30 protein-coding genes and 1 other annotated feature are annotated in these 24,665 nt (G+C 41.8%); of the genes, 3 read left to right on the forward strand and 27 right to left on the reverse strand.

Going from position 1 to position 24,665, the window contains the following annotated elements; genetic code table 11:
• Positions 1–22 precede the first annotated feature (22 nt).
• The 26 genes from ACPF7I_RS10630 to ACPF7I_RS10755 all read right to left on the reverse strand — a co-directional run bounded on the left by ACPF7I_RS10630 (position 23) and on the right by ACPF7I_RS10755 (position 20,917).
• Positions 23–571 (reverse strand): Spo0B C-terminal domain-containing protein, encoded by a 549-nt coding sequence (locus tag ACPF7I_RS10630; RefSeq protein WP_430745899.1) that lies wholly within the window; start codon positions 569–571, stop codon positions 23–25.
• Between the two features lie 89 nt (positions 572–660).
• Entirely contained in the window at positions 661–951 is a 291-nt protein-coding gene (gene rpmA / locus ACPF7I_RS10635; RefSeq protein WP_003396301.1) for a 50S ribosomal protein L27, read from the reverse strand.
• Positions 952–964: 13 nt separating this feature from the next.
• Positions 965–1,300 (reverse strand): ribosomal-processing cysteine protease Prp, encoded by a 336-nt coding sequence (locus ACPF7I_RS10640; RefSeq protein WP_430743352.1) that lies wholly within the window; start codon positions 1,298–1,300, stop codon positions 965–967.
• A 10-nt stretch (positions 1,301–1,310) separates the two neighbouring features.
• Entirely contained in the window at positions 1,311–1,619 is a 309-nt protein-coding gene (gene rplU / locus ACPF7I_RS10645) for a 50S ribosomal protein L21 (RefSeq protein WP_003396311.1), read from the reverse strand.
• Between the two features lie 14 nt (positions 1,620–1,633).
• Positions 1,634–1,712, reverse strand: a sequence feature (ribosomal protein L21 leader region).
• A 44-nt stretch (positions 1,713–1,756) separates the two neighbouring features.
• Positions 1,757–2,620 carry a M50 family metallopeptidase gene (locus tag ACPF7I_RS10650; RefSeq protein WP_430743351.1) on the reverse strand — a complete coding sequence of 288 codons (864 nt, stop codon included), beginning with the start codon at positions 2,618–2,620 and terminating at the stop codon, positions 1,757–1,759.
• Complete coding sequence (locus ACPF7I_RS10655; RefSeq protein WP_430743350.1) at positions 2,613–3,344, reverse strand: peptidoglycan DD-metalloendopeptidase family protein; 732 nt, start codon at positions 3,342–3,344, stop codon at positions 2,613–2,615. The genes ACPF7I_RS10650 and ACPF7I_RS10655 overlap by 8 nt, the downstream gene beginning before the upstream one ends.
• 86 nt (positions 3,345–3,430) lie before the next feature.
• The gene (gene minD / locus ACPF7I_RS10660) at positions 3,431–4,237 is read right to left on the reverse strand and encodes a septum site-determining protein MinD (RefSeq protein ID WP_009361731.1); all 807 of its coding nucleotides are present in this window, start codon (positions 4,235–4,237) and stop codon (positions 3,431–3,433) included.
• Between the two features lie 2 nt (positions 4,238–4,239).
• Positions 4,240–5,001 (reverse strand): septum site-determining protein MinC, encoded by a 762-nt coding sequence (gene minC, locus ACPF7I_RS10665; protein ID WP_430743349.1) that lies wholly within the window; start codon positions 4,999–5,001, stop codon positions 4,240–4,242.
• Positions 4,970–5,494 (reverse strand): rod shape-determining protein MreD, encoded by a 525-nt coding sequence (gene mreD, locus ACPF7I_RS10670; RefSeq protein WP_430743348.1) that lies wholly within the window; start codon positions 5,492–5,494, stop codon positions 4,970–4,972. Before mreD ends, minC begins: the two co-directional genes overlap by 32 nt.
• On the reverse strand, positions 5,491–6,351 hold the full coding sequence (mreC, locus tag ACPF7I_RS10675; RefSeq protein WP_430743347.1) for a rod shape-determining protein MreC: 861 nt from the start codon (positions 6,349–6,351) through the stop codon (positions 5,491–5,493). Before mreC ends, mreD begins: the two co-directional genes overlap by 4 nt.
• A gap of 19 nt (positions 6,352–6,370) precedes the next feature.
• The gene (locus ACPF7I_RS10680) at positions 6,371–7,393 is read right to left on the reverse strand and encodes a rod shape-determining protein (RefSeq protein WP_006320433.1); all 1,023 of its coding nucleotides are present in this window, start codon (positions 7,391–7,393) and stop codon (positions 6,371–6,373) included.
• Between the two features lie 84 nt (positions 7,394–7,477).
• Positions 7,478–8,152, reverse strand: coding sequence for a RadC family protein (radC, locus tag ACPF7I_RS10685; RefSeq protein WP_091702172.1), 675 nt, complete (start codon positions 8,150–8,152; stop codon positions 7,478–7,480).
• A gap of 28 nt (positions 8,153–8,180) precedes the next feature.
• Positions 8,181–8,750: a Maf family protein gene (locus ACPF7I_RS10690; protein ID WP_430743346.1), complete on the reverse strand. Its 570-nt coding sequence runs from the start codon at positions 8,748–8,750 to the stop codon at positions 8,181–8,183.
• Positions 8,751–8,864: 114 nt separating this feature from the next.
• Positions 8,865–9,644: an SPOR domain-containing protein gene (locus ACPF7I_RS10695; RefSeq protein ID WP_430743345.1), complete on the reverse strand. Its 780-nt coding sequence runs from the start codon at positions 9,642–9,644 to the stop codon at positions 8,865–8,867.
• Positions 9,645–9,750: 106 nt separating this feature from the next.
• A complete protein-coding gene (locus ACPF7I_RS10700) occupies positions 9,751–10,191 on the reverse strand; it encodes a type II secretion system protein (RefSeq protein WP_085788063.1) in 441 nt (146 codons plus the stop codon).
• A gap of 13 nt (positions 10,192–10,204) precedes the next feature.
• Positions 10,205–10,831 (reverse strand): type 4a pilus biogenesis protein PilO, encoded by a 627-nt coding sequence (gene pilO, locus ACPF7I_RS10705; protein ID WP_430743344.1) that lies wholly within the window; start codon positions 10,829–10,831, stop codon positions 10,205–10,207.
• Positions 10,828–11,409 (reverse strand): PilN domain-containing protein, encoded by a 582-nt coding sequence (locus ACPF7I_RS10710; RefSeq protein WP_430743343.1) that lies wholly within the window; start codon positions 11,407–11,409, stop codon positions 10,828–10,830. The genes pilO and ACPF7I_RS10710 overlap by 4 nt, the downstream gene beginning before the upstream one ends.
• A complete protein-coding gene (pilM, locus tag ACPF7I_RS10715) occupies positions 11,393–12,361 on the reverse strand; it encodes a type IV pilus biogenesis protein PilM (protein ID WP_430743342.1) in 969 nt (322 codons plus the stop codon). The genes ACPF7I_RS10710 and pilM overlap by 17 nt, the downstream gene beginning before the upstream one ends.
• Before the next feature lie 12 nt (positions 12,362–12,373).
• Positions 12,374–13,123, reverse strand: coding sequence for a prepilin peptidase (locus tag ACPF7I_RS10720; RefSeq protein ID WP_430743341.1), 750 nt, complete (start codon positions 13,121–13,123; stop codon positions 12,374–12,376).
• A gap of 54 nt (positions 13,124–13,177) precedes the next feature.
• Positions 13,178–13,705, reverse strand: a complete 528-nt coding sequence (locus ACPF7I_RS10725) for a prepilin-type N-terminal cleavage/methylation domain-containing protein (RefSeq protein ID WP_430743340.1) — start codon at positions 13,703–13,705, stop codon at positions 13,178–13,180.
• Positions 13,706–13,781: 76 nt separating this feature from the next.
• Complete coding sequence (locus ACPF7I_RS10730) at positions 13,782–14,993, reverse strand: type II secretion system F family protein (protein WP_430743339.1); 1,212 nt, start codon at positions 14,991–14,993, stop codon at positions 13,782–13,784.
• Between the two features lie 5 nt (positions 14,994–14,998).
• The gene (locus ACPF7I_RS10735) at positions 14,999–16,033 is read right to left on the reverse strand and encodes a type IV pilus twitching motility protein PilT (RefSeq protein ID WP_430743338.1); all 1,035 of its coding nucleotides are present in this window, start codon (positions 16,031–16,033) and stop codon (positions 14,999–15,001) included.
• Positions 16,034–16,043: 10 nt separating this feature from the next.
• Positions 16,044–17,705, reverse strand: a complete 1,662-nt coding sequence (locus ACPF7I_RS10740) for a GspE/PulE family protein (RefSeq protein ID WP_430743337.1) — start codon at positions 17,703–17,705, stop codon at positions 16,044–16,046.
• Entirely contained in the window at positions 17,702–18,958 is a 1,257-nt protein-coding gene (locus ACPF7I_RS10745) for a VanW family protein (protein ID WP_430743336.1), read from the reverse strand. Before ACPF7I_RS10745 ends, ACPF7I_RS10740 begins: the two co-directional genes overlap by 4 nt.
• 13 nt (positions 18,959–18,971) lie before the next feature.
• The gene (locus ACPF7I_RS10750; RefSeq protein WP_430743335.1) at positions 18,972–19,718 is read right to left on the reverse strand and encodes a PRC-barrel domain-containing protein; all 747 of its coding nucleotides are present in this window, start codon (positions 19,716–19,718) and stop codon (positions 18,972–18,974) included.
• Positions 19,715–20,917, reverse strand: coding sequence for a hypothetical protein (locus tag ACPF7I_RS10755; protein WP_430743334.1), 1,203 nt, complete (start codon positions 20,915–20,917; stop codon positions 19,715–19,717). The genes ACPF7I_RS10750 and ACPF7I_RS10755 overlap by 4 nt, the downstream gene beginning before the upstream one ends.
• Positions 20,918–21,004: 87 nt before the next feature.
• On the opposite strand from ACPF7I_RS10755, the gene ACPF7I_RS10760 reads away from it, so the two are divergent.
• From ACPF7I_RS10760 to ACPF7I_RS10770, 3 genes are read left to right on the forward strand one after another with little or no spacing between them, the layout of a single operon-like run.
• Positions 21,005–21,589 carry a type IV pilus modification PilV family protein gene (locus ACPF7I_RS10760; protein WP_430743333.1) on the forward strand — a complete coding sequence of 195 codons (585 nt, stop codon included), beginning with the start codon at positions 21,005–21,007 and terminating at the stop codon, positions 21,587–21,589.
• Complete coding sequence (locus ACPF7I_RS10765) at positions 21,573–22,142, forward strand: PulJ/GspJ family protein (RefSeq protein ID WP_219985661.1); 570 nt, start codon at positions 21,573–21,575, stop codon at positions 22,140–22,142. Before ACPF7I_RS10760 ends, ACPF7I_RS10765 begins: the two co-directional genes overlap by 17 nt.
• 15 nt (positions 22,143–22,157) lie before the next feature.
• Positions 22,158–23,795 (forward strand): hypothetical protein, encoded by a 1,638-nt coding sequence (locus tag ACPF7I_RS10770; RefSeq protein ID WP_430743332.1) that lies wholly within the window; start codon positions 22,158–22,160, stop codon positions 23,793–23,795.
• A gap of 8 nt (positions 23,796–23,803) precedes the next feature.
• Here the strand turns inward: ACPF7I_RS10770 and ACPF7I_RS10775 are convergent, their stop codons facing one another.
• Complete coding sequence (locus tag ACPF7I_RS10775) at positions 23,804–24,652, reverse strand: ankyrin repeat domain-containing protein (protein WP_430743331.1); 849 nt, start codon at positions 24,650–24,652, stop codon at positions 23,804–23,806.
• Positions 24,653–24,665: the final 13 nt, after the last annotated feature.

The following is a 24,665-nucleotide window of genomic DNA, read 5'->3' on the forward strand; positions in this document are numbered from 1 at the left end:
TCTCCTCCGATCTTTCCATCTTTTATTTAAAAAGATGAATGATTGCACATACCGTTAATTCATGTTCGTGAACGACATGTTCACAAAGCGCTAGCCCATCGTGTTCGCTATATTTTTGAATCCATGTTTTCACTTGCTCAAGATTATAGAGCATGCCGCGATAATCGAAAAATAACCGCACATCTTTCTCCGTTAAGTCAATTGTAATCGTTACATAGTTTTCAACATGTGGAGAAGAACATTCCTCAAGCATATGTAAAAATTGTTGACACCACGTAGCGAGCATATGATCGTATGCATGCAATGAACGCGGCTCTCCTAACACTTCATACTCTAGTTGAATATGACGTGCTTCCCAATGGTACGTCATAAGCAGCTCGGCGAATTGCTCCGTTTGCAAATTCGTTAACTTTGCTTCATTTTCCGCTTCCATGATAATTTGTTGAATGATTTCATTGACGCGATCGATGCGCTGTAAAGATAAATTTCCTTTAATTAATTGGATTTTATTGAGCCAATCGTGTCGGGAATGGCGCAATGCCTCCACAATCGTCCACCGCTTCTCCATGATCCATTCTCCCATAAACAGTTTGACTATAATTATAACATACGCCAACAAAAAGAAAACCCTAACCAAGTCGGTTAGAGTTTTCCACTTCCTTATGCTTCTTTCACAACAGGATATACGCTCACTTTTTTACGATCGCGACCCATGCGCTCGAAACGCACGATGCCGTCAACTTTCGCATAAAGTGTGTCGTCGCCACCGCGTCCTACGTTTAATCCTGGGTAAATTTTCGTTCCGCGTTGACGATAAAGAATAGAACCGCCTGTAACGAATTGACCGTCTGCACGCTTCGCGCCAAGACGTTTTGCGATCGAATCACGACCGTTCTTTGTTGAACCTACTCCTTTTTTCGATGCGAAAAACTGAAGATCTAAACGTAACATGCCGTGTCACCTCCTACAACGTTTTCGTCGTTATTTTGACGTATTTCCCGTAATCACGCTCAATCGTTTGGAGCGACACGATCATCGCTTCAAGAAGAAGCTGCACATCGGCTTGTGCTTTCTTATCTTCAATCGTCGGAAGTTCACAATGAAGATAGCCGTCTTTTCCTTGTTGAATGATCGGTTTCACGTTCGTCAATGCGATGATCGCATTGACCGCACCAAACGAAATGGCTGATACACCGGCACATACAATATCTTGGCCACGCTTCGCAAACTGAGCATGTCCGCTAATCGTAAAGGAACGAATCGTCCCTTCCACCGTTCGATTAATCGTTATACGAATCATCGCTTACGCCTTATGCGTTAATTTTTTCGATCACAACTTTTGTGTATGGTTGGCGATGACCTTGTTTACGACGATAGTTTTTCTTTGGCTTATATTTGAAAACGATGATCTTCTTTTGACGACCATGTTTTTCAACTTTCGCCGTTACTGTTGCGCCAGCGACTGTAGGATTGCCGACTTTGACGTTTTCGCCACCTACAAATAACACTTTGTCAAATGTTACTGTTTCGCCTTCTGCTGCATCAATTTTCTCGATGTAAATCGCTTGGCCCTCTTGTACTTTAATTTGTTTTCCACCAGTTTCAATAATCGCGTACATATTTGCACCTCCTAAATTAGACTCAGACTCGCCAGCTGTGAGGCGGTTCAAGCGAACGCTTAAATAGCCTTAGCTGAGCGGTTGTAGCACAGGTGCTACACAACATAGAAGATGATAGCATAAAAAGAAAACAATTGTCAATACGTATAAAGCAAATGGCCGATCGGTTCATTCGTTCGTTTCTCATGAAAATAAGCGTACAACAACTCGTTTTCATCAAGCTCCACTTCCATTTGATTTTTCTTTACGATAATCGCATGTTTTTTCCCGCGATGAAATAAGAGAAGAACGTGAAATAACGAATCGTTTGCATCAACGACAAGTCGCTTTAACGCTCGATATTCGACCCGTTTTCCGTAATATCGTTCCAACAAAAAACGCATCCATACATACGGACGTTGCTTCCATTCCATCCAAATGGCATGCGCTAAAAAGCAGGCGATGATCCATAAATTCATATGCCATGGAGCGGTGATCAATAAAGCGACGAAACAGATGCCTAAAAAAAAGACGGAAGCATAAAGCGTTTGTTCGTGCGCCCGTCGAAACGATGTACGCGCCGTACGATACAAAAAAAAGAGCTTTCCTCCATCAAGTGGCCAAATGGGTAATAAGTTAATGAGTAAAATAGATATGTTATATTCTATTAATTTCCAATATAATTCATTAGATAACATGTTCGCCTCATGAGCGATATACGCGATGAAAAAAATAAATATATGCTGAAACGGCCCTGCTAATGTGACGATCAATTCTTCATGAAACGGTCGGTTCCCGTGTTCATCCATTTCAGCCACCCCGCCAAACGGCAAAAGTAAAATGCGTTTGACGCGCCATGAAAACATATGCGCTGCGACAACGTGTCCTAGTTCATGCCAAAGCACAATCCAAAACAATAAAAGAAGTGTCTGAAATTGTGCAGTCATAATGGCAATAAGCGCAACAACCCAAAAAAGCGGATGAATATGAATGTTTATAAAAATAGATAACCATTTATTCAAAGGAAATCACCTGAACCGGGTCAATAAAATGATCCCCTTGCTTCACCGCAAAATAAAACACACCTTTATGATCATTCGTTTCCGCTCTTCCTACTTCTTTTCCCGCCTCAATGAAATCATACAACTTTACCGAAATAGCGGATAACTTTCCGTACCACGTTTCACTTCCATCCGCATGTTGAATAATGACTGTTTTTCCGTACGGTTCTTTCACTCCTGCAAATACGACAATTCCTTCTTCAACTGCTTTAATGGCTTGATCGGTTTCAATGACGATGCCTTGTCCATTATGTTCAAACGTTTCCACGACGCGCGCTGAAGCTGGAAAGGCATATGCAGCTATTGTTGTCTCTTGTTGTTTTTTTGCGTTAAAAAATGCTAATGGCTTTCCAAATGTTTTTTCGTACCATTGGGCAACTGTCGCAAATTGAAAATCTTTTTCCATCGCTTGTTTCACAAATGTACGCACACCTTCAACTTTCGGAGAGTCATATTGAAATAAAATCGCAACGCCAAAAAACAAAAGAGCTGATAGAAAGCTTTTCAATAAAAATATATCTTTGCGAAAAAGTGGCGGTTCTCGCTCCCCATCGTACGTCACAACTGTTGGATTCCCATATTTTTCTTCTTCACTCCAATTTGTCATCATCGTTTGAACATAACGTTCACGCTCCTTTTTTCGCTTGGCGATTCGCTTTCGAATATGTTCAATTCGATCGCTCACACTCCCACCCCTCTCGTCCGATTTGTATTATATGTATGGCGAAATGGGGAAGATATGAATGAAAAAAGCACCTCCAAACGGAAGTGCTAACGTGCGCTAAATAGCTTTTTTATTTTCGAGAAAAAGCCTTTTTGTTCTTCATCATCGAGCGACATAAGCGGTACGGATTCGCCGAGAAGGCGACGGGCGATGTTGCGGTATGCTAAAGACGCTTTACTGTTCGGATCAAGAACGATCGGTTCACCATTATTTGACGCTTTAATCACATGTTCGTCATCGACTATAATCCCAAGTAAATCAATCGATAAGTGCATCACAATTTCATCAATATCTAACATATCATGATTTTTTAACATATGGCTACGAATGCGATTAATAATTAAACGCGGTCGTTTCATATGCTCTTCTTTTTCAAGTAAACCAATAATTCGATCCGCATCGCGCACAGCTGAAATGTCTGGCGTCGTCACGACGATCGCTTCATCAGCTCCTGCAACGGCATTTTTATATCCTTGTTCAATGCCTGCTGGACAATCAATTAAAATATAATCGTAATCTTGTCTTAAATCGTCAATGAGTTGTTTCATTTGCTCTGGTGTGACAGCCGATTTGTCACTCGTTTGGGCAGCTGGCAATAAATATAAACGATCTTCAAATCGTTTATCTTTCACAAGCGCTTTTTGGATGGTACAACGTCCTTCGACGACGTCGACAAGATCGTAAATAATGCGATTTTCAAGTCCCATAATGACATCAAGATTGCGCAAACCGATATCGGTGTCAACGAGACAGACTCGCTTTCCTAATAACGCCAGCGCTGTTCCGAGATTTGCCGTCGTTGTCGTTTTGCCAACGCCGCCTTTGCCAGAAGTAATAACAATCGCTTCTCCCACTGTCAAAAACTCCTTTCTAACCGATTTAAATTCGGACGTAAATGCATCAATAGCTGGAGTCGATCGACAACAATTTGATCGTGTTCATCAATATAAGCGCACTCCATTTCATTTCCTTCCTCGCTGCGATAGTCTGGCGCTCGATTCATCACATCACTAATACGCAACTGCGTCGGTTTCATCACGGACGCAGCGATAATAGCTTGGCGGTTTCCTTCATATCCTGCATGAGCGATACCGCGCAACGCCCCTAATACAAAAATATTTCCTGTCGCAACGACAGTTCCGCCAGGATTGACATCACCAATTAAAAGTAAGTCCCCGTCAACGTGAAGCACTTGTCCGGAACGAACAATTTTCGCAACCGATACGATTTCATTTTTCTTTTTCCATTCTAACGCTTCTTGTTTCGTCATGACATTGCTTACAATCGAGTGGACAATTAAATGCTTTTTCGTTCGAATCACATCGCGCAATCGTTCTTCTTGTTCGCGCGTCAAATATCTGTTGCCAACATGAACGTGCACAGCAACAAGCGGGCCTTCTTCGTCGCGTGTTGTTGTCGTCAATAGTTCATCCACTTGCTTTAACAATTCGTCATAGGCACACGTATCATCAAGATGCAACGTCAGCCCTTCTTTCGTCCCTTTCATCGACACATATGGTCTCTTTTCTTTGCCAGCCACGACTTTCACCTCAATGAATAGTTCTCCGCATTTTTCTTGTATTCCTTCATACTGACGACGATTCGTCCCGCTTCTCATACCACTTCAGCATCGTTTGCTTTAACGGATAAGCAATGATTAAAATAACAATGGTATGAATAAATAGCGTTGGCAAAAAGCGCGACTGCAAAAACGTTTGAACAGGCATCGTCGTCCGGCTAATCACGAGTTGAATGGCATATGCGTACCATTCGACACATGCGATGGCAACAATCGCAAAAAAGGAAGCTGTCCATGCATTTTTGTGAAAAACATTCATCGCCTTTGCAATTAAATAAGCGATAAGCGAAAAGGCGAACGCATAAGCGCCTAATAGTTCTGTATATGCTACATCATATAGCAGACCAAAAATGAATCCGTACGTCATTCCTTCTGTTTGCCCGATAAAAATCGTAATAAACACGATCAAAATAAGCAAAATGCGCGGAACGAGCGAATAAACATCGAATAACGGATCGGGGAAAAGTTGTACGATAATGCTTTCCAATAAAAACATAACGGTCACAAAGGAAGGAAGAAACAAACGTCTCATTGTCCTTCCTCCTCTTGCGACATTTCAATTTTTCGTTTCACGATCATCACATCATCAATGTCATAAAAATTCGCTGCTGGCTTGATATAGGCAATTTGTGTAAGCCCGTACTCATCCGCAACGACTTCTTCCACTTCTCCGATAAATAGTCCTTTTGGAAAAATCCCGCCAAGTCCTGATGTGAATACACGCTGTCCTTTGTTTATTTTCGCATCATATGGAAGGCGTTTCAGCAGCAATGCTTCCCGTTCTTCATCGTATCCTTCGATTAAACCGAATATGTTTTCATCTCCTTGAACAAACGCAGAGATGCGATTTTTTCGATCATTTGCGCTAAGAAGTTGCACCGTTGCGCTGAATGGGGAGACGCTGCGCACTTTGCCGATGAGTCCTTGGGGCGTAATAACAGCCATATCTTTCTTTACACCGTGTTGAGATCCTTTATTTACAATTAACGTCTCTTCCCAACGATCTGGATTGCGCCCGATCACCGTCGCTTGAATGGCGACAAAATCACGTAAACTTTCTTTTTTATCCAGTAGATCACGCAAACGTTCGTTTTCTTTTTTGAGCGATTCCACCTCGGACTGCAAAAGAACGTATTGTTCTAAATGCGCTTTTAACTGTTTGTTTTCTTCATATGTATGACGCAAATCGTTTACATTTTCAAAGAAGCCCGCAACGAGCTGTGCGGGCTTGTGCACGATAGATTGCATAAAAACAACGGTGTCTTTTGCGAATTTTTCCATCCATGTTAATTCACTTCGTTCTTTTAACGAAAAACCAATGAGAGCCACGAGCACCATGATGCTAACAAGCAATATAATTAGCCGTTTATTTAAGAAAAATTTCGGCATGGCGACACCTTCTTACACATTAGCGATGGTCTCGCGCTTTATTTTTAAATAAATGAATGTGGTCGAGCGCTTTTCCTGTACCAATCGCGACGCAATCGAGCGGATTTTCAGCAATAATGACTGGCATATTCGTTTCTTGGCTAATGACTTTATCTAAATTGCGCAACAACGCTCCTCCACCAGTTAGGACAATTCCACGATCCATAATGTCTGCCGCAAGTTCTGGCGGCGTTTTTTCAAGCGTATTTTTTACGGAATCAACAATGGCATATACTGTATCGCGCAACGCTTCGGCGATTTCTTCCGCATGAATTTCAATCGTTTTTGGCAAGCCTGTTAATAAGTCGCGACCGCGAATTTCCATGCTTCCGATCCCTTCCGGATTGCCTGCCGAACCAATTTCGACTTTAATCGCTTCCGCTGTACGCTCCCCAATCATTAAATTGTACGTTTTCCGAATATATTGGATAATTGCCTCATCCATTTCATCACCAGCGACACGAATGGATTGGCTCGTAACGATACCGCCTAAAGAAATGACAGCGACTTCCGTTGTGCCGCCCCCGATGTCGACGACCATGCTTCCTGTCGGTTCCCATACAGGCAAATTGGCACCAATTGCCGCCGCAAACGGCTCTTCGATCGTGTAAGCGTCGCGAGCCCCTGCTTGTCTCGTTGCATCAATGACAGCACGCTCCTCGACTGCCGTAATACCTGACGGCACGCACACCATCACGTATGGCTTTCCAGCAAACAGTCCGCTATTTTTCGTTGCTTGCTTAATGTAGTACTTCATCATAATGGCTGTCGTTTCGTAATCAGCGATCACTCCATCTTTCATCGGACGAAGTGCCACAACGTTTCCTGGTGTACGTCCGATCATTTGTTTCGCTTCATTCCCCACCGCAACAATTTGTTTCGTATCTTTTTGTAGCGCAACGACAGAAGGCTCGCGCAAAACGATTCCTTTTCCTTTGACATATACAAGTGTATTGGCAGTACCTAAATCTATTCCGAGATCTCTTGATCCAATTCCAAACATGTTCGTATCTTCCTTTCTGAAACAAAATGCTTTCAAAAACTCATGACATTTATTATAACGCAATTACAATGAAAAGAGAATGATTTACACATATCCTTTTTCTTTTAAACTCACATACGTTTTATCACCAATAATTAAATGGTCAAGCAGCTCGATGCCAACGAGACGTCCGCATTCTACGAGCCTGCGCGTCACTTCAATATCTTCGCGGCTCGGCGTCGGATCCCCTGACGGATGATTGTGAATGCAAATGATGGAAGCAGCAGAACGTTTAATCGCTTCTTTATACACTTCGCGCGGATGGACGATCGATGCATTTAGACTGCCGATAAATACGGTCTTTTTATGCATCACTTGATTTTTCGTATTTAAATATAACACAACGAAATGTTCTTGGCTTAAAAAACGCATATCTTCCATGACGTAACGTGCACCATCTTCCGGAGAACGAATGACATAACGATCATCATATTGCATTTGATGCACGCGCCGGCCAAGCTCGAGCGCTGCAATAATTTGGATCGCTTTTGTTTTTCCGATCCCTTTAATGCTTGTCATTTCTTCAATTGTTGCATCTTTTAACTGACGAAGTCCTTCAAAATGGGTAAGTAAATGTTGCGCGAGCGTAAGAACGGAATATTGTTTCGTCCCCGTGCGAAGCAAAATGGCTAACAATTCTTGATTGGATAAACTTTGCGGTCCTTCAGAAAGCAAGCGTTCACGCGGGCGTTCATCGGGTGGAACATGACGAATAAGCATACATTCCCCCCTCTATTTTAACCTTTTTTTAACGAAATGGATAAAATCCGAATTTTTTTAATTCGCGGGCGAGCCTTGCAATCGGCAAACCGACAACGGAAAAATAGTCTCCGTCAATCTTTTTTACAAAAAGCGCTCCCCGTTCCTGAATGCCGTACGCGCCCGCTTTGTCTAGCGGTTCTTTTGTCGCAATATACGCCCAAATGTCTTCATCTGTAAGCGGCCAAAACGTGACGTCCGTTTTTTCTGCAAAAGTGACGCACTCTTTTTCTGTACAAATGGCGACACCTGTCCATACTTCATGTGTCGTTCCAGATAAACGTTTTAACATACGAAAGGCGTCTTGTTCGCTCATCGGCTTCCCAAGCACCTCTCCTTCACACATAACGATCGTATCAGCACCGATGACGCACGCGTCTTTTTTTTGTTGCCATACCGCATTTGCTTTTTTATGTGCGAGCTGCTTCACAATTTCACTTGGGGATAACTCAGCATCGAATAATTCATCGACATCGCTGACGAGGATGTCAAACGGAAGTCCAAGCATACGAAGAAGTTGTTTTCGACGAGGAGAACTAGAAGCTAACACAAGTTGCATCGTCATCACCTTTCTGTCATGAGCGTCTGTTTCAAGGAAGATACACTTGTATCGTACCAAATTTATACACAATATACAATGGTTCGACAAAGAAAAAAAGAAGCTGTGCGCTTCTTATTGTAAAACGTTTAATATATGTTGTTGTGCGGCCCATAATTGTGCTTGATCGTTTGTTTGGCGGAAAGCGAAAAGCGCTTCATACGCTTTTTTCATCTGTTCATCATGAAACGAATACGACTGTAACTCATTCCATTGTTCATTGGAAAGTTGTTGTCCATCCAACAATAAACTAATCGCGGAAACGATCGTCATAAACGGCTCATTTTCTTTTTCGTCCACCGATACGCTCCATGCTTTTACGTATGTGTCAATTCCGAGCGATTCGTATAAGCCCGCGATTTTCTTTGCCTCCTCTTTCGTTAATGCCATGCCTAAAAAGACGTAAATCGGTTGTTTTCCTACCATGACGCTTGGTCGATGTTGCCCTTTTATTTTTTGCGCGTACGCTTTCGCTGCTTCCGCATCTTGAAACACCCCACCTTGAACGACAAAAACGGTTTCTGTCCGTTGCGCAACTGAACCTTCTTCCTTTTGTTCTTGCTGCAATGTGGCGGTCGAAGGAGTGTCAGTTGTCGGAATGATCGTTAATACAAATAAGCCAAAGCTTGTCCCAAGAACGACAGCTAAAGCAATCGCGAGCAAAAACGAACGCCAAGGTGATCGTTTTTTATATCGTTTACTATCCGTTTCAAATTGGATCGAATCATCTTGTTTTTCATGTCGTTCATCGCTGTCGTCACTTGGCCATTGCGGTAATACGTTCGTCGCTGTCGTATACGGTTGTTCTTTCCCATTCACTTTAATCACAATTGCTTTTTTCGCTGGCTTGTCCAACTTTTCTCCCTCCCGCTGTCATTCTTCGGTCATCGTAACATAAAAAAAGAAAAAAAAAACGAGACATTTGTCGTCTCGTCGTGGAAGGTTTTCGTCAAATTTCGCACTATCGATCTTGAATGTCATCGACCGACAACTGATCGACAGGTACACCATTTTCTTTACAAATTTGCTTCGTTTCTCCTTTTAAACAAACCGCATATGCAATCGTGCCGTCATGTTGTTTCGTCACAATAACATATGAGTCATCATTTGGCGGCAACCGTTTTGATGTGTACGGATCCATGATTCCCTCAAGAACGCCATCGTCAACTAACTGTTTGTACGTTAATATTTCACTTTCATTTGGCGTTAAAAACTCTACTTTCTGCGCACCAACGTGAAGCCTTGCCGCCTCGTATAGCGAATACGCTGTCGCGACAAACGCTCGATCCCGTGACTTTTTAATCACTTCAACAACAGAAATAGTCGCAATCATGACTAAAATACTTAAAATAACAATGACGGCTAACAGTTCAATTAACGTCATTCCGCGCTCATTTTGCATCCGACCGACTCCTTTATTGCTCCGTTAATGAAGGAAACGGATTGCGCTTTTCGCTCGGCTGCGGTAAATCAAGCGGTGGCAGCTGCTCAATCCATTGGCGCAACTCTGGTGCATAAAACGTTGAAACAGTAAGGGAATAAGACAGTTCCGGCACTTCATCCATCACCGTCGTCCATTCTTCATATCCTGTAAACGATAGCGAATCGACTGAAACGATGCGCTTCGATCGCTCCAACACATCAATAAATTGCTCGAGCGCAAAATAGGAAGGAGAACGAACAGATACATTGACCGTTAACTTCTGAATCGGAGTGGGAGGTCCTTCAACGTTTTCTCCTTCTTGAAATGTGAGCGACAATACCGTACTATTTGATACGACTTCCGCTTTTTCAATGTCTAATAAAAATTGCTCGACAAACGGTTGAACAGGGACGCGTTTTTGCAACTCGACAAGACTAACACGCAAATCGTCCGACGGTTGTTTGCTTTGCAACGTTTGCAGCAACTTTTTTTCCGTCTGTAATTCTGTTTTCAGCTGTTCTTTTCGGTCATCGAGCGGTTTGTACACATACATATAAAGCGCAAATGATAGTAGCGTAAGCAACAAGAGAGAGGCCATCACGATAAATCCTTTTCTCATTTTCTCCCTCCTTGTTGCCGTTTTTTCCATTCCTCCATATTCAATTGAACGGTAAACTGTCCGATGTACCGCGGCATTGTTCCTTCTTCTTCCGCCTTTCCTTCTGATGCCGTTAAACTCGTCAGTTTTACGTCAGCGATAAACGAAGCATCTTTTAACGCTTGTAAATATGCCGCACTTTCACGCGTTGTATCAAATTGAGCAGTCAGTTGAATGGCACCATCTCGTGCATAAGAAACGTTCATTAAAAATCCGCGCTCTGGCAAACGTTCAATCAATTCATGTAAAAGCGCGACGGTATGAATGGGATATTGCTCCGCCCATTGAACTGCTTCTTGCAACTGGACTCCGACGGATGTGTTCGCAGCTGTTTTTTGCTTTTCTTCTTCTGCGATTCGCAACGCTTTCGTTTGATCGAGCTCCGTTTTTAATTGTGCAATTTGTTGTTCCATGCGCTGTACAATGACATAAAACGTTGTCGCGCCAACGATCAATAAAACAGCAACCACAATGGATAAAAGTGGGATAAATCGGGATTTTTGTTCACGTTTCGGCAGTAAGTTAATTTCTACGAGCATATGCATTACCCTCTTTTAGTCCGAGTCCAATTGGTAAATAATAAGCAGGGTCAATCGAAAGCGGCAACGTCAACGTTTCAACAGCGACATCAAGACGCTCTTGTAACAAATGGGAAAACGTATGAACGAGCGGATGGTCGCCGGTAATGATGACGCGTGTAATTTGCGCTTTGCCTTGCTGCAACGAAAAGCGATAAAAGTTCATGACGCGCTCGAGTTCTTTATATATGTCTTCTAGCTGACGTTCAGGTTCACCTTCTTTTAACCACGTCCATCCTTCATTCGTCTTTTCCCAAGATGTCCATTGGGAATCAAAGGCAAGCTGTCGTGTAAACATCGGACGATGCTTGTGGAATACACTAACGTTCAACGATGATAAATCAAATTGAACAAATAAAAAATGATCGACATCGTTCGCTAAATGAAATGTGTAAAATAAGCGATATAAGCTAAGCGGAGAAATGTCTGCCACGATCGGTTTTAATTTCACTTCCTCAAACAGCTCCGCATATTGCATGACGTTCGCTTCCGGCGCGGCAAACAATAAAACATGAAGCGCCTCTTTCGTTTTTTCAAGCACGGCATAGTCAAATACGGCATCTTCAAACGGAAGCGGGATCGTTGAACCAATTTCCATAAATAAATAACTACGTATATCTTCTACATCGATTTCTTTCGGTAACGGAATTTTCCGAATAACGATCAGTGGATCAGGAACGAGAAATCGTACGCGGCGACGTTTCATTTTCCACATATCGACACACTGCTCCATAATATGAGCGAGCTGTTCTTCATCGACAATTTTCCCGTCCCGCACAATTCCTTCTGGAAGCGGCCATTCCTCGCACGTATGCAAAACGAGCGGTTGCTGTTGTTTTAACTCCACATAGCGAATGACGTGATCTTTTATAACAATGTTGCCCACTTTATTTTTCATCGAAAAAAGCCGCATTGTTCGTTCTCCTTACATCATAACCTTTACGTACGCTTGAATGATCGTTTCCCCGAAAAAATAAGCCGTCAATGTCCCAACGACGATCGCTGGTCCAAATGGCATCGGTTCGCCGCGTTTCACGCGCCCGATCGCCATGCCAACTAATCCGAATATCGTCCCAACGAGCGTCGATAAAAAGAACGCTAAAACGGTAAGCTTTGCGCCAAGCGCCAAACCGATCAACGCAAATAATTTAATATCTCCACCGCCCATGCCACCTTTACTCACAACCGCTATCACAAACAATATCATAAATCCAACGACACTACCGAGTAAACTATCCCACCAAGGAGTAAGGGGAGCAAGCCATAAACGCTCAACAAGAAGGAGTGGAGTGAAAAATAATAAAACACGGTTTGGGATAACCATATAATGCACATCAGAAACAAAAATAATAACGAATAAAGAAATGAGCGTCCAACTAACGGCTACTTCCGCTGACCAACCGACAAAAAGCGGGGCAAGCGCGAACAATATCGCCGTGGACAGCTCAACGAATGGATAAACAAAGGAAATGCGCGCCGAACACGCGCGACACTTCCCTTTTTGCAACATATACGAAACGACTGGAATTAACTCTAACGCCGTCAACGTTCGCTTACAAGATGGACAATGCGAACGCGGCGCAACAATCGACTCCCCTCTCGGTACCCTTAGCCCGACAACGTTATAAAATGAGCCAAGAAGAAGACCGAGGAGGAAAGAAATAAAAAACGACATATGTGATCACTCTAATTATAAATTTAAATTCTTTATTTATCCTAATTATTATGGCTATTGCTGTGATTGAATGTTGCCTACTGCATCACGTTTTAAATCCTTTTCTTCTACAGCAGCCCCACCTGTACCAAAAACACCACGTGAGCTATTAATTAGTTTTGCATAATATTTTAATTTAGTGTCTTCATTTTTTATAAGTACATAAGAATACGCTGCTTTTGGATCTTCAGATTGATTGGTAATTGGTTTGCCATCATAGTTGTCAGGTCCTTTTTTATACGTTTCAGCATTCCCATCAGGGTCTTTTACTGTTTCTAAATATCCCTTACTCTCCAAATAAGCAAGCGGAAGTACCGTGTATTTATTATTAGCCGGAATTAAATCTTTATCAGCCGTTACAGCAATTTTTGCCGCGTTAATCATTTGTTGTGCGTTTGCTACATGAGCGTCTTTTTTCGAATTGTCGATTAACCCCCCGATGCTCGGAATCGCGATCGCAGCAATAATCCCTAAAATAACGATAACCGCCAACAACTCAATTAATGTCAAACCTTTTTCGTTACGAATGAATCGTTTTAACATAATTCCTCTCCTTTGCAATTTTTATAATCTCTCTCACCATTTTACAACATGAACAATCTAGTTGAAAAGTACTATTTCATTGTTGAATATGATTAAATATATCGAACATCGGAACTAAAATCGATGTGACAATCGTCCCGACAACGCCGGCAAGCAACACGATCATAAGCGGCTCAATAAGCGATTTTAAACGATCGGTAGCCGCTTCGACTTCCGCTTCGTAAAAGTCAGCAACTTTCGCAAGCATCGCATCAAGTGAACCGGTTTGCTCTCCGATTGCAATCATTTGTGTAACAAGTGGAGGAAACGCCCAATGTCGCTTCATCGGCTCGGTTAACGATTCTCCGCGTTCAAGCGCATCACGCGATGTGCGAATGACGCGAGCAATGACCTCATTTTCTACAACCTCCTCAACGATCGCAAGCGCCTGTAAAATAGGGACAGCGCTTGAAAAAAGAGAACTTAATGTGCGCGTCATGCGGGCGAGTACCGCTTTTTGCATCATCCCACCAAAAATCGGCATGCGAAGCATAAAAACATCTAAATAATATTTCGTTACTTTTTGTCTTTTTAACACGATCAATAAAATATATAGAGCAATGAACAGCAAAATGACGCCCCACCAATACGTTTGCATCACTTCGCTTGCACGTAAAACAAACTTCGTAATGGCCGGCAATTCTGCACCAAAATCAGCAAACATCGAAACGAATGTCGGAACGACGCTCACGAGCAAAAAAATGACAACGATGACAGCAATGATTCCAACAACGATCGGATACGCTAGAGCGGAAACAATTTTTTGTCTTGTGCGATGCACTTTTTCAAAATGATCGGCAAGCCTTTCGAGCGTTTCGTCAATGCTTCCGCTCGCCTCTCCAGCTCGAATCATATTAATGACAAGCGGAGGAAAAATGTTTGAATCGTTCGTCATCGCTACAGATAACGGTTGACCGCTTCTTAATTGCTCTTCAATGCGCACGAGCGCTTTTTTTAACGCTTTACTTTCCGTTTGCTCCGCCAAAATGCGCGTGGCGTCAACGATCGTCACCCCTGCTTTTAGCAGCGTAGCAAATTGGCGCAAGTAAATAACGAAATGTTGTAACTTCACAGGATTGCCGATCGTAATTTCTTTCGTTAACAACGTTTGCGGCACTTCTTGTACGTCAATGACTTTTAACCGTTGCTCACGCAGCTTTATGATGACATCTCGACGCGACGAAGCAACGATCGTTCCTTTTTTCACTCGCCCATGCACATCGCGTGCTTCATAGCGAAATTGCGCCATCTATCTCATCCTTCCTGCAAATACGGCTCCACCGATTCTTTTGCGATGAACCCTTGTTGCACAAGCTCTTTAATGCTCGCCTCAAGCGTATGCATACCGAGCGCGCGGCTCGTTTGCATAACGGTCGGAATTTGATGAATTTTTCCGTTGCGGATTAAATTCGCAATTGCTGCATTGTTAATTAATATTTCTGTTGCTGCGATGCGCCCATTTTTTTGAGCGCGTGGAAATAATCGTTGCGAAATAATTGCAACTAAAACAGTTGCCAATTGAATGCGAATTTGCGTTTGTTGTTCAGGTTGAAACACATCAATGATGCGATCAATTGTCGCTGGTGCGCTGGACGTATGCAGCGTCCCGAATACGAGATGCCCTGTTTCTGCGGCGGTAATAGCCGTTTGAATCGTTTCTAAATCGCGCATTTCTCCAACTAAAATGACATCTGGATCTTGTCGAAGCGCTGCCCGAAGTCCGTTTGCGAAGTTGTTTGTATCCGTCCCGACTTCACGCTGGTCAATAATGCATCCTCCATGCTTATGCACGTATTCAATTGGATCTTCGAGCGTAATAATATGTTTGCGCATCGTTTTATTCATATAATCAATCATTGCGGCTAACGTCGTCGATTTTCCGCTTCCTGTCGGCCCGGTAACGAGAATAAGACCTTGTGGTTTTGTCACTAACTTTTTCAATACATCTGGCAATTGCAATTCTTCAAGCGTCGGAATTTTTGTCGGTATGGTACGAATGGCGAGCGATATGCATCCACGCTGTTTAAACACATTCACACGAAACCGCGAAACACCTGATAAGCTATATGACAAATCTAACTCGCCGTCTTTTTCAAAATGCGGCCACATATGCTCCGGAACAATCGCTTTTGCCATTTGTTCCGTATCGGTCGGCGATAACAACTCTTGACCGTATCGTTTTAAATCTCCGTTCACGCGAAAAATCGGGGGAACGCCGACCGTCAAATGAATATCTGATGCTTTTAGCTCAAATGCGGCACGTAACATCGCATCTACTCTTTGTTTCATCTTCATCACCTTATCCAATGCTTACACGCAACACTTCTTCTGTTGTCGTGAGCCCTTGTTTCACTTTTAATAGTCCGTCATCAATTAAAAAAATCATTTTATTTTTTATGGCGATTTCACGCAGCTTTGAAAGTGATTCGCCATTTAAAATCACTTTTCTCATTTCATCAGACATGACCATTAATTCATGTAGCGCAATACGTCCTTTATATCCTGTCATATTGCACGTCGGACAACCCCGTCCCCGCATCACTTTTTCAATTTTCAAACCACGACGCGCAAAAATTTCGATTTCTCGCTTCGTCGGTTCGTGCTCTTCTTGACAATCGCGACAAACGCGGCGCACGAGACGTTGAGAAACAACCCCTGAAAGCGATGTGGCAACTAAAAACGGCTCGACTCCCATATCAATTAGACGAGCAACCGTGCTTAATGCATCGTTTGTATGCAACGTACTTAACACGAGATGTCCTGTCAAAGAAGCACGAATCGCCACTTCCGCAGTTTCGCGATCACGAATTTCTCCAACCATAATAATGTTCGGATCTTGACGCAAAATAGAACGCAACCCTTCGGCAAATGTCATCCCGACATTTGGATTGACTTGAATTTGGTTCACTCCTTCGAGTTGATATTCGACAGGGTCTTCAATTGTAATAATGTTCACATGTTCACCGTTTAATCGGTTCAATGCCGCATAAAGCGTCGACGATTTTCCAGAACCGGTCGGTCCCGTGATTAACACGATGCCTGTTGGTTGTTCGATCAGTTGAATAAACCGTTGTAAATTCAATTTATTAAATCCAAGTTTGTTTAAGTCGTTTAACGCCGCTCCTAAGTCAAGCACGCGCATAACGATTTTTTCACCATAAATCGTTGGCAACGTCGATACGCGCAAATCGACCGGGTGAAAATCGATATTCATTTTAATACGTCCATCTTGTGGAACACGATGCTCTGTTATATCCATATTTGCTAAAATTTTAATACGCGCCGTTAACATCCCTTGCATATGCTTAGGCAACGCTCGTTCTGTACGCAAAATGCCGTCGATGCGATAACGAATGACGACTTTTGTTTCCTGGGGGTCAATATGAATATCGCTCGCCCGCTGCTCCACTGCCATTTGTAAAATTTGATTGACAAGTCGAACAATCGGCGAGTCATCTTCAACAAGTTTTTCTTGTTCGCGCACCTCTTGCGCAGGAGCAATGTTTAAAAATTCTTCCACCGAATCATCAATGTCGTAATATTTATTAATTGCCCGTAAAATATCATCTTTTGATGCAATAGCCACTTCAATATGAAAGCCCGTCGATAAACGCAAATCATCAATCGCAAAAAAATCCATTGGATCTGCCATCGCGACAAATAGCCGATCCCCTTCTTGCTTTAAAGGAATGAGCATGTTTCGTTTTGCAAATTCTTTCGGTACGAGATTCGTTAATTTCGGATCAATTGGGTAACGATATAAGCTGACGTGTGGGATGCCAAGTTGAAACTCTAACACTTCAATTAACTGTTGTTCCGTAATGTATCCTCGCTGCAACAACGCATCCCCTAATTTTTGACCAGGTGCTTTTTCTTTTAACGTTTCTTCGAGTTGTTCTTTCGTAATTAGCCCCGCTTCAATAAGCAAATCGCCTAATCGTTTTCGTTCCTGCTTTTTCATGAGGCCCCATCCTCATTTCCTTTTATTTGCTCGTTTTCATTTCCCCATATATCATCTTGTTGTGGCAACTGTGTTGAAGGTGATTCATTTGGAGTTGGTGTCTCACTTGGTGTCTCAATTGTTCCGTTATTTACTCCCGCTTGCACCCCACGCAATTCGACGCGATGAACAGGTGGATAAAAATCTTCCGAAACGGGTACCGTCTCAATTAATGTTCGGTTTCGATCGTACACTTCTTTATACAGACGAATGAGCATTCCTTTTTTTCCTTCTTCCTTGATCCGTTTTTCGTTCGGCTTCAGCCATGCGCTATATTGCACAATCGTTTTTGGATCGTAATATTCAATTGGATCCGTCTTTAATACATATTGATATACAAACGGTATTCCGGTAAGAGAAAGTTTCATTTGACTGCCTTCCGTTCTCATTTCAAGCGTGTACGACTGATCGTTTGGATTAAAAAACATAAAGTCTTTTTTATTTTGTTCAACAGCTGCTTCAAACCCTGCCTTAATCCCATTTGGCAATATAGGGCTCGTATGCCGTTCAACAATTTCAAAATTTGTCGGTACAACCGCTTCATACAATCCAGATGCAAATAACGTCATCGCTTCTTTTGATAAGTTTATTCCTTGCTTTTTGAAAAAGTCCAAAACAGAAAACACTTGTTTTGGCTCAATGACAACGGTTGTTTGCGTTATCGCATGAAGTTCTTGATGGAACGGGATAGTTGCTTGCGATAATATCGTTTCCTTTTGCATCTCTTCTCGAACGTATTGACTAAGAGATAGTTGAGCAGATGTAAGCGAAGCTGCAGCTTGTTCTACTTGTGCTTTTACTTTTTCAACATCGATCCAATCACTTAATGCACTAAGCGAAGAAATCACATCTTGCAAAGCTTGTTCGTCAATGGAAACAAGGAGAGGGGTAGTTTTTCCGCTCTCCGCTTGTTTCATGCTCTCCTCAATATGAAATGTAAAATGATTCGTCTGTACCGTTACTTCTTTCCCCTCTAGCATGAGCGTAATCGTTGCTGATTTTTTCCACTCATTGACTTTTTGATCGATTTGTTCATACGCTTCGTCGTATGAACGATTCGATATATCGACTGGTCCGATCATCGTTCCTTCAGCAAATGTATCGCCACTAACGAACGACTCGTACGCCCATGTCGCCACTTTCGTACTTGCAAGTAAATATGAAACGGTAAGAAGCAACGTAAAAAACAACTTAAGCGAAGCGATTTGGCGCACGGCATACGCCCCCTTACTCAACATTCATCGACAGTTCAATAACAACGTCTGGTCCTTCTTCTTGGGCACGAATAATATGTTCTTTCGTTAAAATTGTATCTTTCGCGATGAATATTTGACCGTTTGCATCCACAATATCTTTTAACACTCGTTTTCCTGTTAACATATCCATTTGTTTTTGACGTAACTCATCAAGTTCAGTTTCAACTGTTTTTGGCGCAATTTGTTCAATAAGGGGTTCTACTTGCGTCCCTTTTAGCGGCAACAATTCACTCACATCCGAAGCAACTGTTTGCTGTGCATCTTCATGAACGATTAATAGCTCTTTTCCATACGTAATGACGTGATCAGCACGAACGATGCGAGACTCATTTCCAATTTGCACTTCAATACCAGTGATTTGTCCGGTTTCTTCGTCAATGTAAAACTCCGTTGCTTCTCCAAGCAATTGTCCTTTTCTCGTCATTACTTTCGCTTGTTTAATCGCAATTTTTTTATTGACAAGCTCATTTGCAATCGGAATGACGTTTAAATCGAGCACAGCTCGTTCTTCTTCAACCGTTACTGCAAATTCACCAATTCCGATGACATTTCGAAACGGAATCGCTTTCATACTAATTTCCCAATTTTCTTGATCAACAATTAAAAAATCGATTGTTCCTTTTTCTGGGTTCACGACAAGCGACTTCACTTGTCCGAGTTGAACTCCGTTTTGAATGCTAATGACTGGAAGACCAATCACTTGTGTGCTACTTTTCATTTTTTCCACCCCATTTTTTGTTCAGCATAATGTATCATATGTGTTAATTGTTGTTGAATCATTGGATAAGACCCATATTGAGCATACAATTGTTTTGCAAAAAGATGTAGCTTTTCATATTGTTTTGAAGCTACATAATGCTCCATTAATACATTTGCGAATGTATAATAATCTTGTTCATGTAAACGAGGATGCAAATGTTTATGAATAAGCTGTTCATATTCCGCATCTGACAACGCGGGACGCATCGCGTATAAAGAAGCGAGTAAATTTTTCAGCAACGGTTTTGGAAGTATACGTAAAGGTTCATTTATGTTTTCTCCCGCTGTTGTTTCCATCTCATCATATGCGCTCTGAAACGGTTGTTCTTCATAAATAACCGCTTCTTCAATCATCGGAATGCTTGTCCCTTCGTCTTGCTCGTGTAAAGCATGATCGATGCTCGGAATGATGTCCATTTCTTTTTCTTTCTCGCTAACTGCATGTACGACAAGACTTTGTAACATCGTTTCGCTTTCATGTCGTTCGTTAGCCATTTGTTCGATCGGTTGTTCTACGACGGCGAGCGTTTCTATATCGAGCCCTTCTTTTATTTCACTCTCGAATGCTTCATCGCGTGACGTTTCATTACTTGTTTCGCTAAGCAAATCATCCCACCGTTCTTGCATAATAAACGCTTCATCTACATCTATGTTACCGTTGTATAACGGTTCAACGACATCGTCCACATTCGCGATCGGTTCAATCGTATCATCATATTCATCTTTTAACGGCTCGATCGAAACGAGTTGCTCGACTTCCTGCCACTCCCCTTCGCCCCATTCGACATCTATGTCATCTACTTGTTGCAACTCATTTTTCGGATTTTCTTGCACCACTTCTTTCCTAACAAGCGGCTGTTCATCCTTTCGCTCATCTTCTCCGTCCTCTTCGACAATCAAATCGTGCTCATAAATGCGTGCATAAAATAAATGACCGAGCTTTTGTTCAAGTAAATATGTACTTGCGATCACTAAAAGAAAAAGAAATAATGCAGCTTGCCAAAGTGGAAATTGTTCGATCGCAATGATGCCAAAGGCGCTTAATAAACAAGCGACCGTTAATACGAGAGCAATCCCTTTTTTTGTCCACCCAAAAGGCAGCCGGATATAGATGGGGATTAATATGAGAAAAAAGATCGCAAAAAATAAATACGCCAAGTCGCTCCCCCCATTCAAAATGATACAACACCTAACTCTAACATATTGTATAATAAAGTTATGTATTTTAAAAGAAGGAGAAGGAAAATGTGTCAAAAGAAAATGAATATTTTTGAACGTGGGTTTACTTTAATTGAAGTGCTCCTATCGATCGTCATTTTGTCGTTTGTTGCCAGCGGCATGTTTATGTTTTTCACAAATGCGATGACATATACGGCATATAATCAATCAAAAACAGTTGCAATAAATATCGCACGCGGTGTGATTCATTATATGGAAAGACTTGATTTTCAAACAATATTCGAATATACAACCGATCATACTACACAGCAAACACCTTTTGTTCGTTTTGATGCTTCATCTTGTTCAAATTCGTCTGTATTCCCTAACGAAAATGTATGTAAAGCTGTTTTTTCACCGACGATTAACAATGTCGCATACGATGAAGAAGACGTACAAGCTTGGCTCATTCCATACGATCAAGCGATATGGTCGCAAATAAAAACAAGCCCACCAACTGAATTTCCTGACCCTTTAAAACAAGTGATTCAACAAGAAAAAGAGATGGGTGAAGACGTAAGCAATTATTTACTTCGTTTATATGTCACCGTTCGTTCAAACAACGAAGTAGTCGTATTAAAAGGAGTGATCGCCAATGAACGTATTCGCTAATGAACGAGGATTGACGCTTATCGAACTGCTTGTTGGGCTAGCGATCACATCTATTATTGCCGCTTCTGCATACGGCGTATTTACAGCAGGAACGAAGGCGTATAAACGCATCGGCATTGAAAATCAACTGCGAAGCGAAGCGGACATATTAATGACTACAATTTTTAACGAGCTCTATACGCTGGCGCCAGACGGTTTAAAAAAAGATGAGTCAAATAACTACACACTTACATTTGTGAATCAAGTAAAAAAAGAAATTGATACAAATACAGGGCTCGTAGAAGAAAAGGAAAAAGGAAATGAGACGCTACAAATCATGATCGACGCGTCAACCGGAACGTTACAAATGAACGGCAAACAAATCACGACATCTAACTTACGAATTATTCCTGAACAATCTACATTCACCTATACGTGCATTCGAGAACAACAAAACGTATGTAAAAGCGGCATCATTTCGATTCGTTTATCTGTTCAAGACGACGATCATCGAAATCCAGATGATCCATTATATATTGAACCGTTTACGTTACAATCGGAATTCGGTTTTTAAAGGGGGGAGATTGAGTTGAATGAAAAAGGATACAGTCTTGTACTCGTGATGCTGACCGTCACCGTCTTTTTTATTATCGGGCTCACGATTTTATCCGTTAGCATATATCAAGCAAAATTTACACAAGTGCGTATAGAAGATGTCACATCGCTTCACGATGCCGTCAAAAACGTAGAAGAAACGGTCGCTGAACTAAAAGTAAAAGTTGAACAGTTAACGTTATCGACCCCTGCGCAGCTTGATCTTGATTTAGGCAATGCACAAGCAGGTTTTTTAAACGAGCTTATGAACCGTCATGCAGTCACAATCGAAGATATAACGGATGCGAAAGGGATTGTTCGCAATCGATTATTTACTCGCGTCTTTCGCATATCTGCCCCTTACGGAAAAAAAGTCGTTACACGCGAAGTGATTATTACGAATGCACCGAGCTTTTTAAAATACGCCCTTGGGTCGCGTGAAAATGTTACGTTAAATGGCGGGACATATATTGATGGCAATATATATGCCGGAAAAAATATATACATCACAAACGTCGCTAACTATATTTACAACTCTACACTTCATTCGGTTCAAACAACGTTCCCGACGACGAGCGAAAAAAGCATATTGTTCGTCAATGGGAATCGTTACGGATGCGACCATGGAAATGGGGCAAGAAGTTGTTACACCGTATCAACTGAATTCACAAAAAACATGAACGATTTTACATCGGGTTCACTATCGTTTCAATATGAAGGACCGAGCATTCAAAAGGAACAAGAGGAGTTTATTGATGTAAACTTTGATTTCACATTAAAAGATAAACTGCTTTCAGCAGCTGGTATTGATGCATTTGATCAAAGTAAACAAACACAGTATCAAAATCTCATTTCTTTACCATTATCAGAGCTTATAGAACAAGTAAAATCATCGTTTGTAACTGTTGTCGTTAATGACCTTGTCGATTTATCAACCGCATTAGAGGGGGCAATTGCAAGCGGAAAATCGATTTTTCTTGATACGAGTACGATTCCTTATTTTGATATTTCTTCATTGACTTTAAATGATAACCAATGGTTAATTGTAAACGGCGACTTGACGTTAGAAAACGCAGGAAGTTCTCCTTTACAAATTTCAGGAAACATCATTGTTCTCGGCAACTTAACGATTACAGGGCAAGTGGCGTTCGATTCTACTGTTTACGTCAACGGAAATACATCGATTTACAATACGACGATTAGCGGCTTAAATGGGAAAGAAGTCGTGTTATTAACAAAAGGGGAGCTCGAAATCGCTCGTGTGAACGAATTTACGAACAATTTTTCACTCACTACACCAAATTTAAAAGGATTTTTCTACACAGATAGCAATGCTGTGATTTATGCTGTTGGTTCATATATAAACATTGAAGGTGGGCTGTTTGCTCGTGGCAATTCCTCCATCATTCCTTATACGGATGACAACGGGCTCGTTATTAACGCATATCGCGGCGAAACGATCGATGGTGGAACGAATCTTTCGTTTCAAGCGCCTATATCATCAGAAGAAGAACAAAAACAATTCGCTCGCTTTGTTGTCAAACATAATAAAGATGTATTTATTAACCGCGGTCTCGGCTTACCGCTTGTCAAACAGCTTGCTGTCATCGTCGATGAACTGCGAGTAAAGTAAAAAAGGAGCTACTTCGCTCCTTTTTCTTTTAGCTGCTTGATTATGTTTTCATGTTTCCAATATTGCGCAAGAGAAAGAGCTGTATTTCCCGTCCCGTCTTTTATGTGTACATCCGCTCCGTAACGAAGTAAAAGCGTGACTAACTCATCATATCCGTATTCTGCTGCAACCATTAACGGTGTTTTTCCAATATTCGTTTTTTCGTTGACATTTGCCTTTTTTTCTAATAAATATGTTGCTACATCAATAAAATTTCGTTCCACTGCTTTATATAGCGGGGTTTCACCATCTTTATTTGCGATCTCCGTATTTGCTCCACGTTCATATAAAAAACGGACAACATCGACATTTCCAGCTTGCACAGCGAGCAATAACGGCGTCTCACCATGTACATTTACCGCATTCATGTCAACATCATATTGACAAACAAGTTGTACAAGCTCGAGATTTCCGCTCCCTGCCGCAATATGCAAAGGGGTATTTTTTTCTTGATCTTTCTCTCGCACCGTTTGTTCGCTCACCATTTGTTTCACAATTTCAATGTTTTCTTCATCCCCTTGGGCTAAAGAAGAAGCGAGTGCATAATGAAGGGGGGGAAGCGGCATGACTGCCGATTTCCCTCCAGCTTTTAATAGTTCCACAGCAATATCGCGTTGACCAGTACGCATCGCCACGTCAAGCGGTGTTTCATTTTTTATTTTGAAGTTAATATTTTTTTCTTTTTTCATATATTCGCGCACCGCTTCAACGTTTCCTTGCTCAATCGCTTGTATGAGCCGTTGTTGCTTTTCTTCTTTTGACGGGAAGCAGCCGCTTAACAAGCTGATGATGACAACTAGCATCATCACTTTTTTCATACGTGTTCACATC

The sequence above is a fragment of the Anoxybacillus dikiliensis genome (assembly GCF_050613275.1).
Classification (GTDB): Bacteria; Bacillota; Bacilli; order Bacillales; family Anoxybacillaceae; genus Anoxybacillus.

What these genes read in the sequence shown, in the direction of transcription:
- rpmA (WP_003396301.1), bottom strand. Translation starts at nt 951, where the DNA reads ATGTTACGTTTAGATCTTCAGTTTTTCGCATCGAAAAAAGGAGTAGGT.
- ACPF7I_RS10640 (WP_430743352.1), bottom strand. Translation starts at nt 1,300, where the DNA reads ATGATTCGTATAACGATTAATCGAACGGTGGAAGGGACGATTCGTTCC.
- rplU (WP_003396311.1), bottom strand. Translation starts at nt 1,619, where the DNA reads ATGTACGCGATTATTGAAACTGGTGGAAAACAAATTAAAGTACAAGAG.
- minC (WP_430743349.1), bottom strand. Translation starts at nt 5,001, where the DNA reads ATGAGAAGCGGGACGAATCGTCGTCAGTATGAAGGAATACAAGAAAAA.
- mreD (WP_430743348.1), bottom strand. Translation starts at nt 5,494, where the DNA reads ATGAGACGTTTGTTTCTTCCTTCCTTTGTGACCGTTATGTTTTTATTG.
- mreC (WP_430743347.1), bottom strand. Translation starts at nt 6,351, where the DNA reads ATGCCGAAATTTTTCTTAAATAAACGGCTAATTATATTGCTTGTTAGC.
- ACPF7I_RS10680 (WP_006320433.1), bottom strand. Translation starts at nt 7,393, where the DNA reads ATGTTTGGAATTGGATCAAGAGATCTCGGAATAGATTTAGGTACTGCC.
- radC (WP_091702172.1), bottom strand. Translation starts at nt 8,152, where the DNA reads ATGCTTATTCGTCATGTTCCACCCGATGAACGCCCGCGTGAACGCTTG.
- ACPF7I_RS10690 (WP_430743346.1), bottom strand. Translation starts at nt 8,750, where the DNA reads ATGCAACTTGTGTTAGCTTCTAGTTCTCCTCGTCGAAAACAACTTCTT.
- ACPF7I_RS10700 (WP_085788063.1), bottom strand. Translation starts at nt 10,191, where the DNA reads ATGCAAAATGAGCGCGGAATGACGTTAATTGAACTGTTAGCCGTCATT.
- pilO (WP_430743344.1), bottom strand. Translation starts at nt 10,831, where the DNA reads ATGAGAAAAGGATTTATCGTGATGGCCTCTCTCTTGTTGCTTACGCTA.
- ACPF7I_RS10710 (WP_430743343.1), bottom strand. Translation starts at nt 11,409, where the DNA reads ATGCTCGTAGAAATTAACTTACTGCCGAAACGTGAACAAAAATCCCGA.
- pilM (WP_430743342.1), bottom strand. Translation starts at nt 12,361, where the DNA reads ATGCGGCTTTTTTCGATGAAAAATAAAGTGGGCAACATTGTTATAAAA.
- ACPF7I_RS10720 (WP_430743341.1), bottom strand. Translation starts at nt 13,123, where the DNA reads ATGTCGTTTTTTATTTCTTTCCTCCTCGGTCTTCTTCTTGGCTCATTT.
- ACPF7I_RS10725 (WP_430743340.1), bottom strand. Translation starts at nt 13,705, where the DNA reads ATGTTAAAACGATTCATTCGTAACGAAAAAGGTTTGACATTAATTGAG.
- ACPF7I_RS10730 (WP_430743339.1), bottom strand. Translation starts at nt 14,993, where the DNA reads ATGGCGCAATTTCGCTATGAAGCACGCGATGTGCATGGGCGAGTGAAA.
- ACPF7I_RS10735 (WP_430743338.1), bottom strand. Translation starts at nt 16,033, where the DNA reads ATGAAACAAAGAGTAGATGCGATGTTACGTGCCGCATTTGAGCTAAAA.
- ACPF7I_RS10740 (WP_430743337.1), bottom strand. Translation starts at nt 17,705, where the DNA reads ATGAAAAAGCAGGAACGAAAACGATTAGGCGATTTGCTTATTGAAGCG.
- ACPF7I_RS10750 (WP_430743335.1), bottom strand. Translation starts at nt 19,718, where the DNA reads ATGAAAAGTAGCACACAAGTGATTGGTCTTCCAGTCATTAGCATTCAA.
- ACPF7I_RS10760 (WP_430743333.1), top strand. Translation starts at nt 21,005, where the DNA reads ATGTGTCAAAAGAAAATGAATATTTTTGAACGTGGGTTTACTTTAATT.
- ACPF7I_RS10765 (WP_219985661.1), top strand. Translation starts at nt 21,573, where the DNA reads ATGAACGTATTCGCTAATGAACGAGGATTGACGCTTATCGAACTGCTT.
- ACPF7I_RS10775 (WP_430743331.1), bottom strand. Translation starts at nt 24,652, where the DNA reads ATGAAAAAAGTGATGATGCTAGTTGTCATCATCAGCTTGTTAAGCGGC.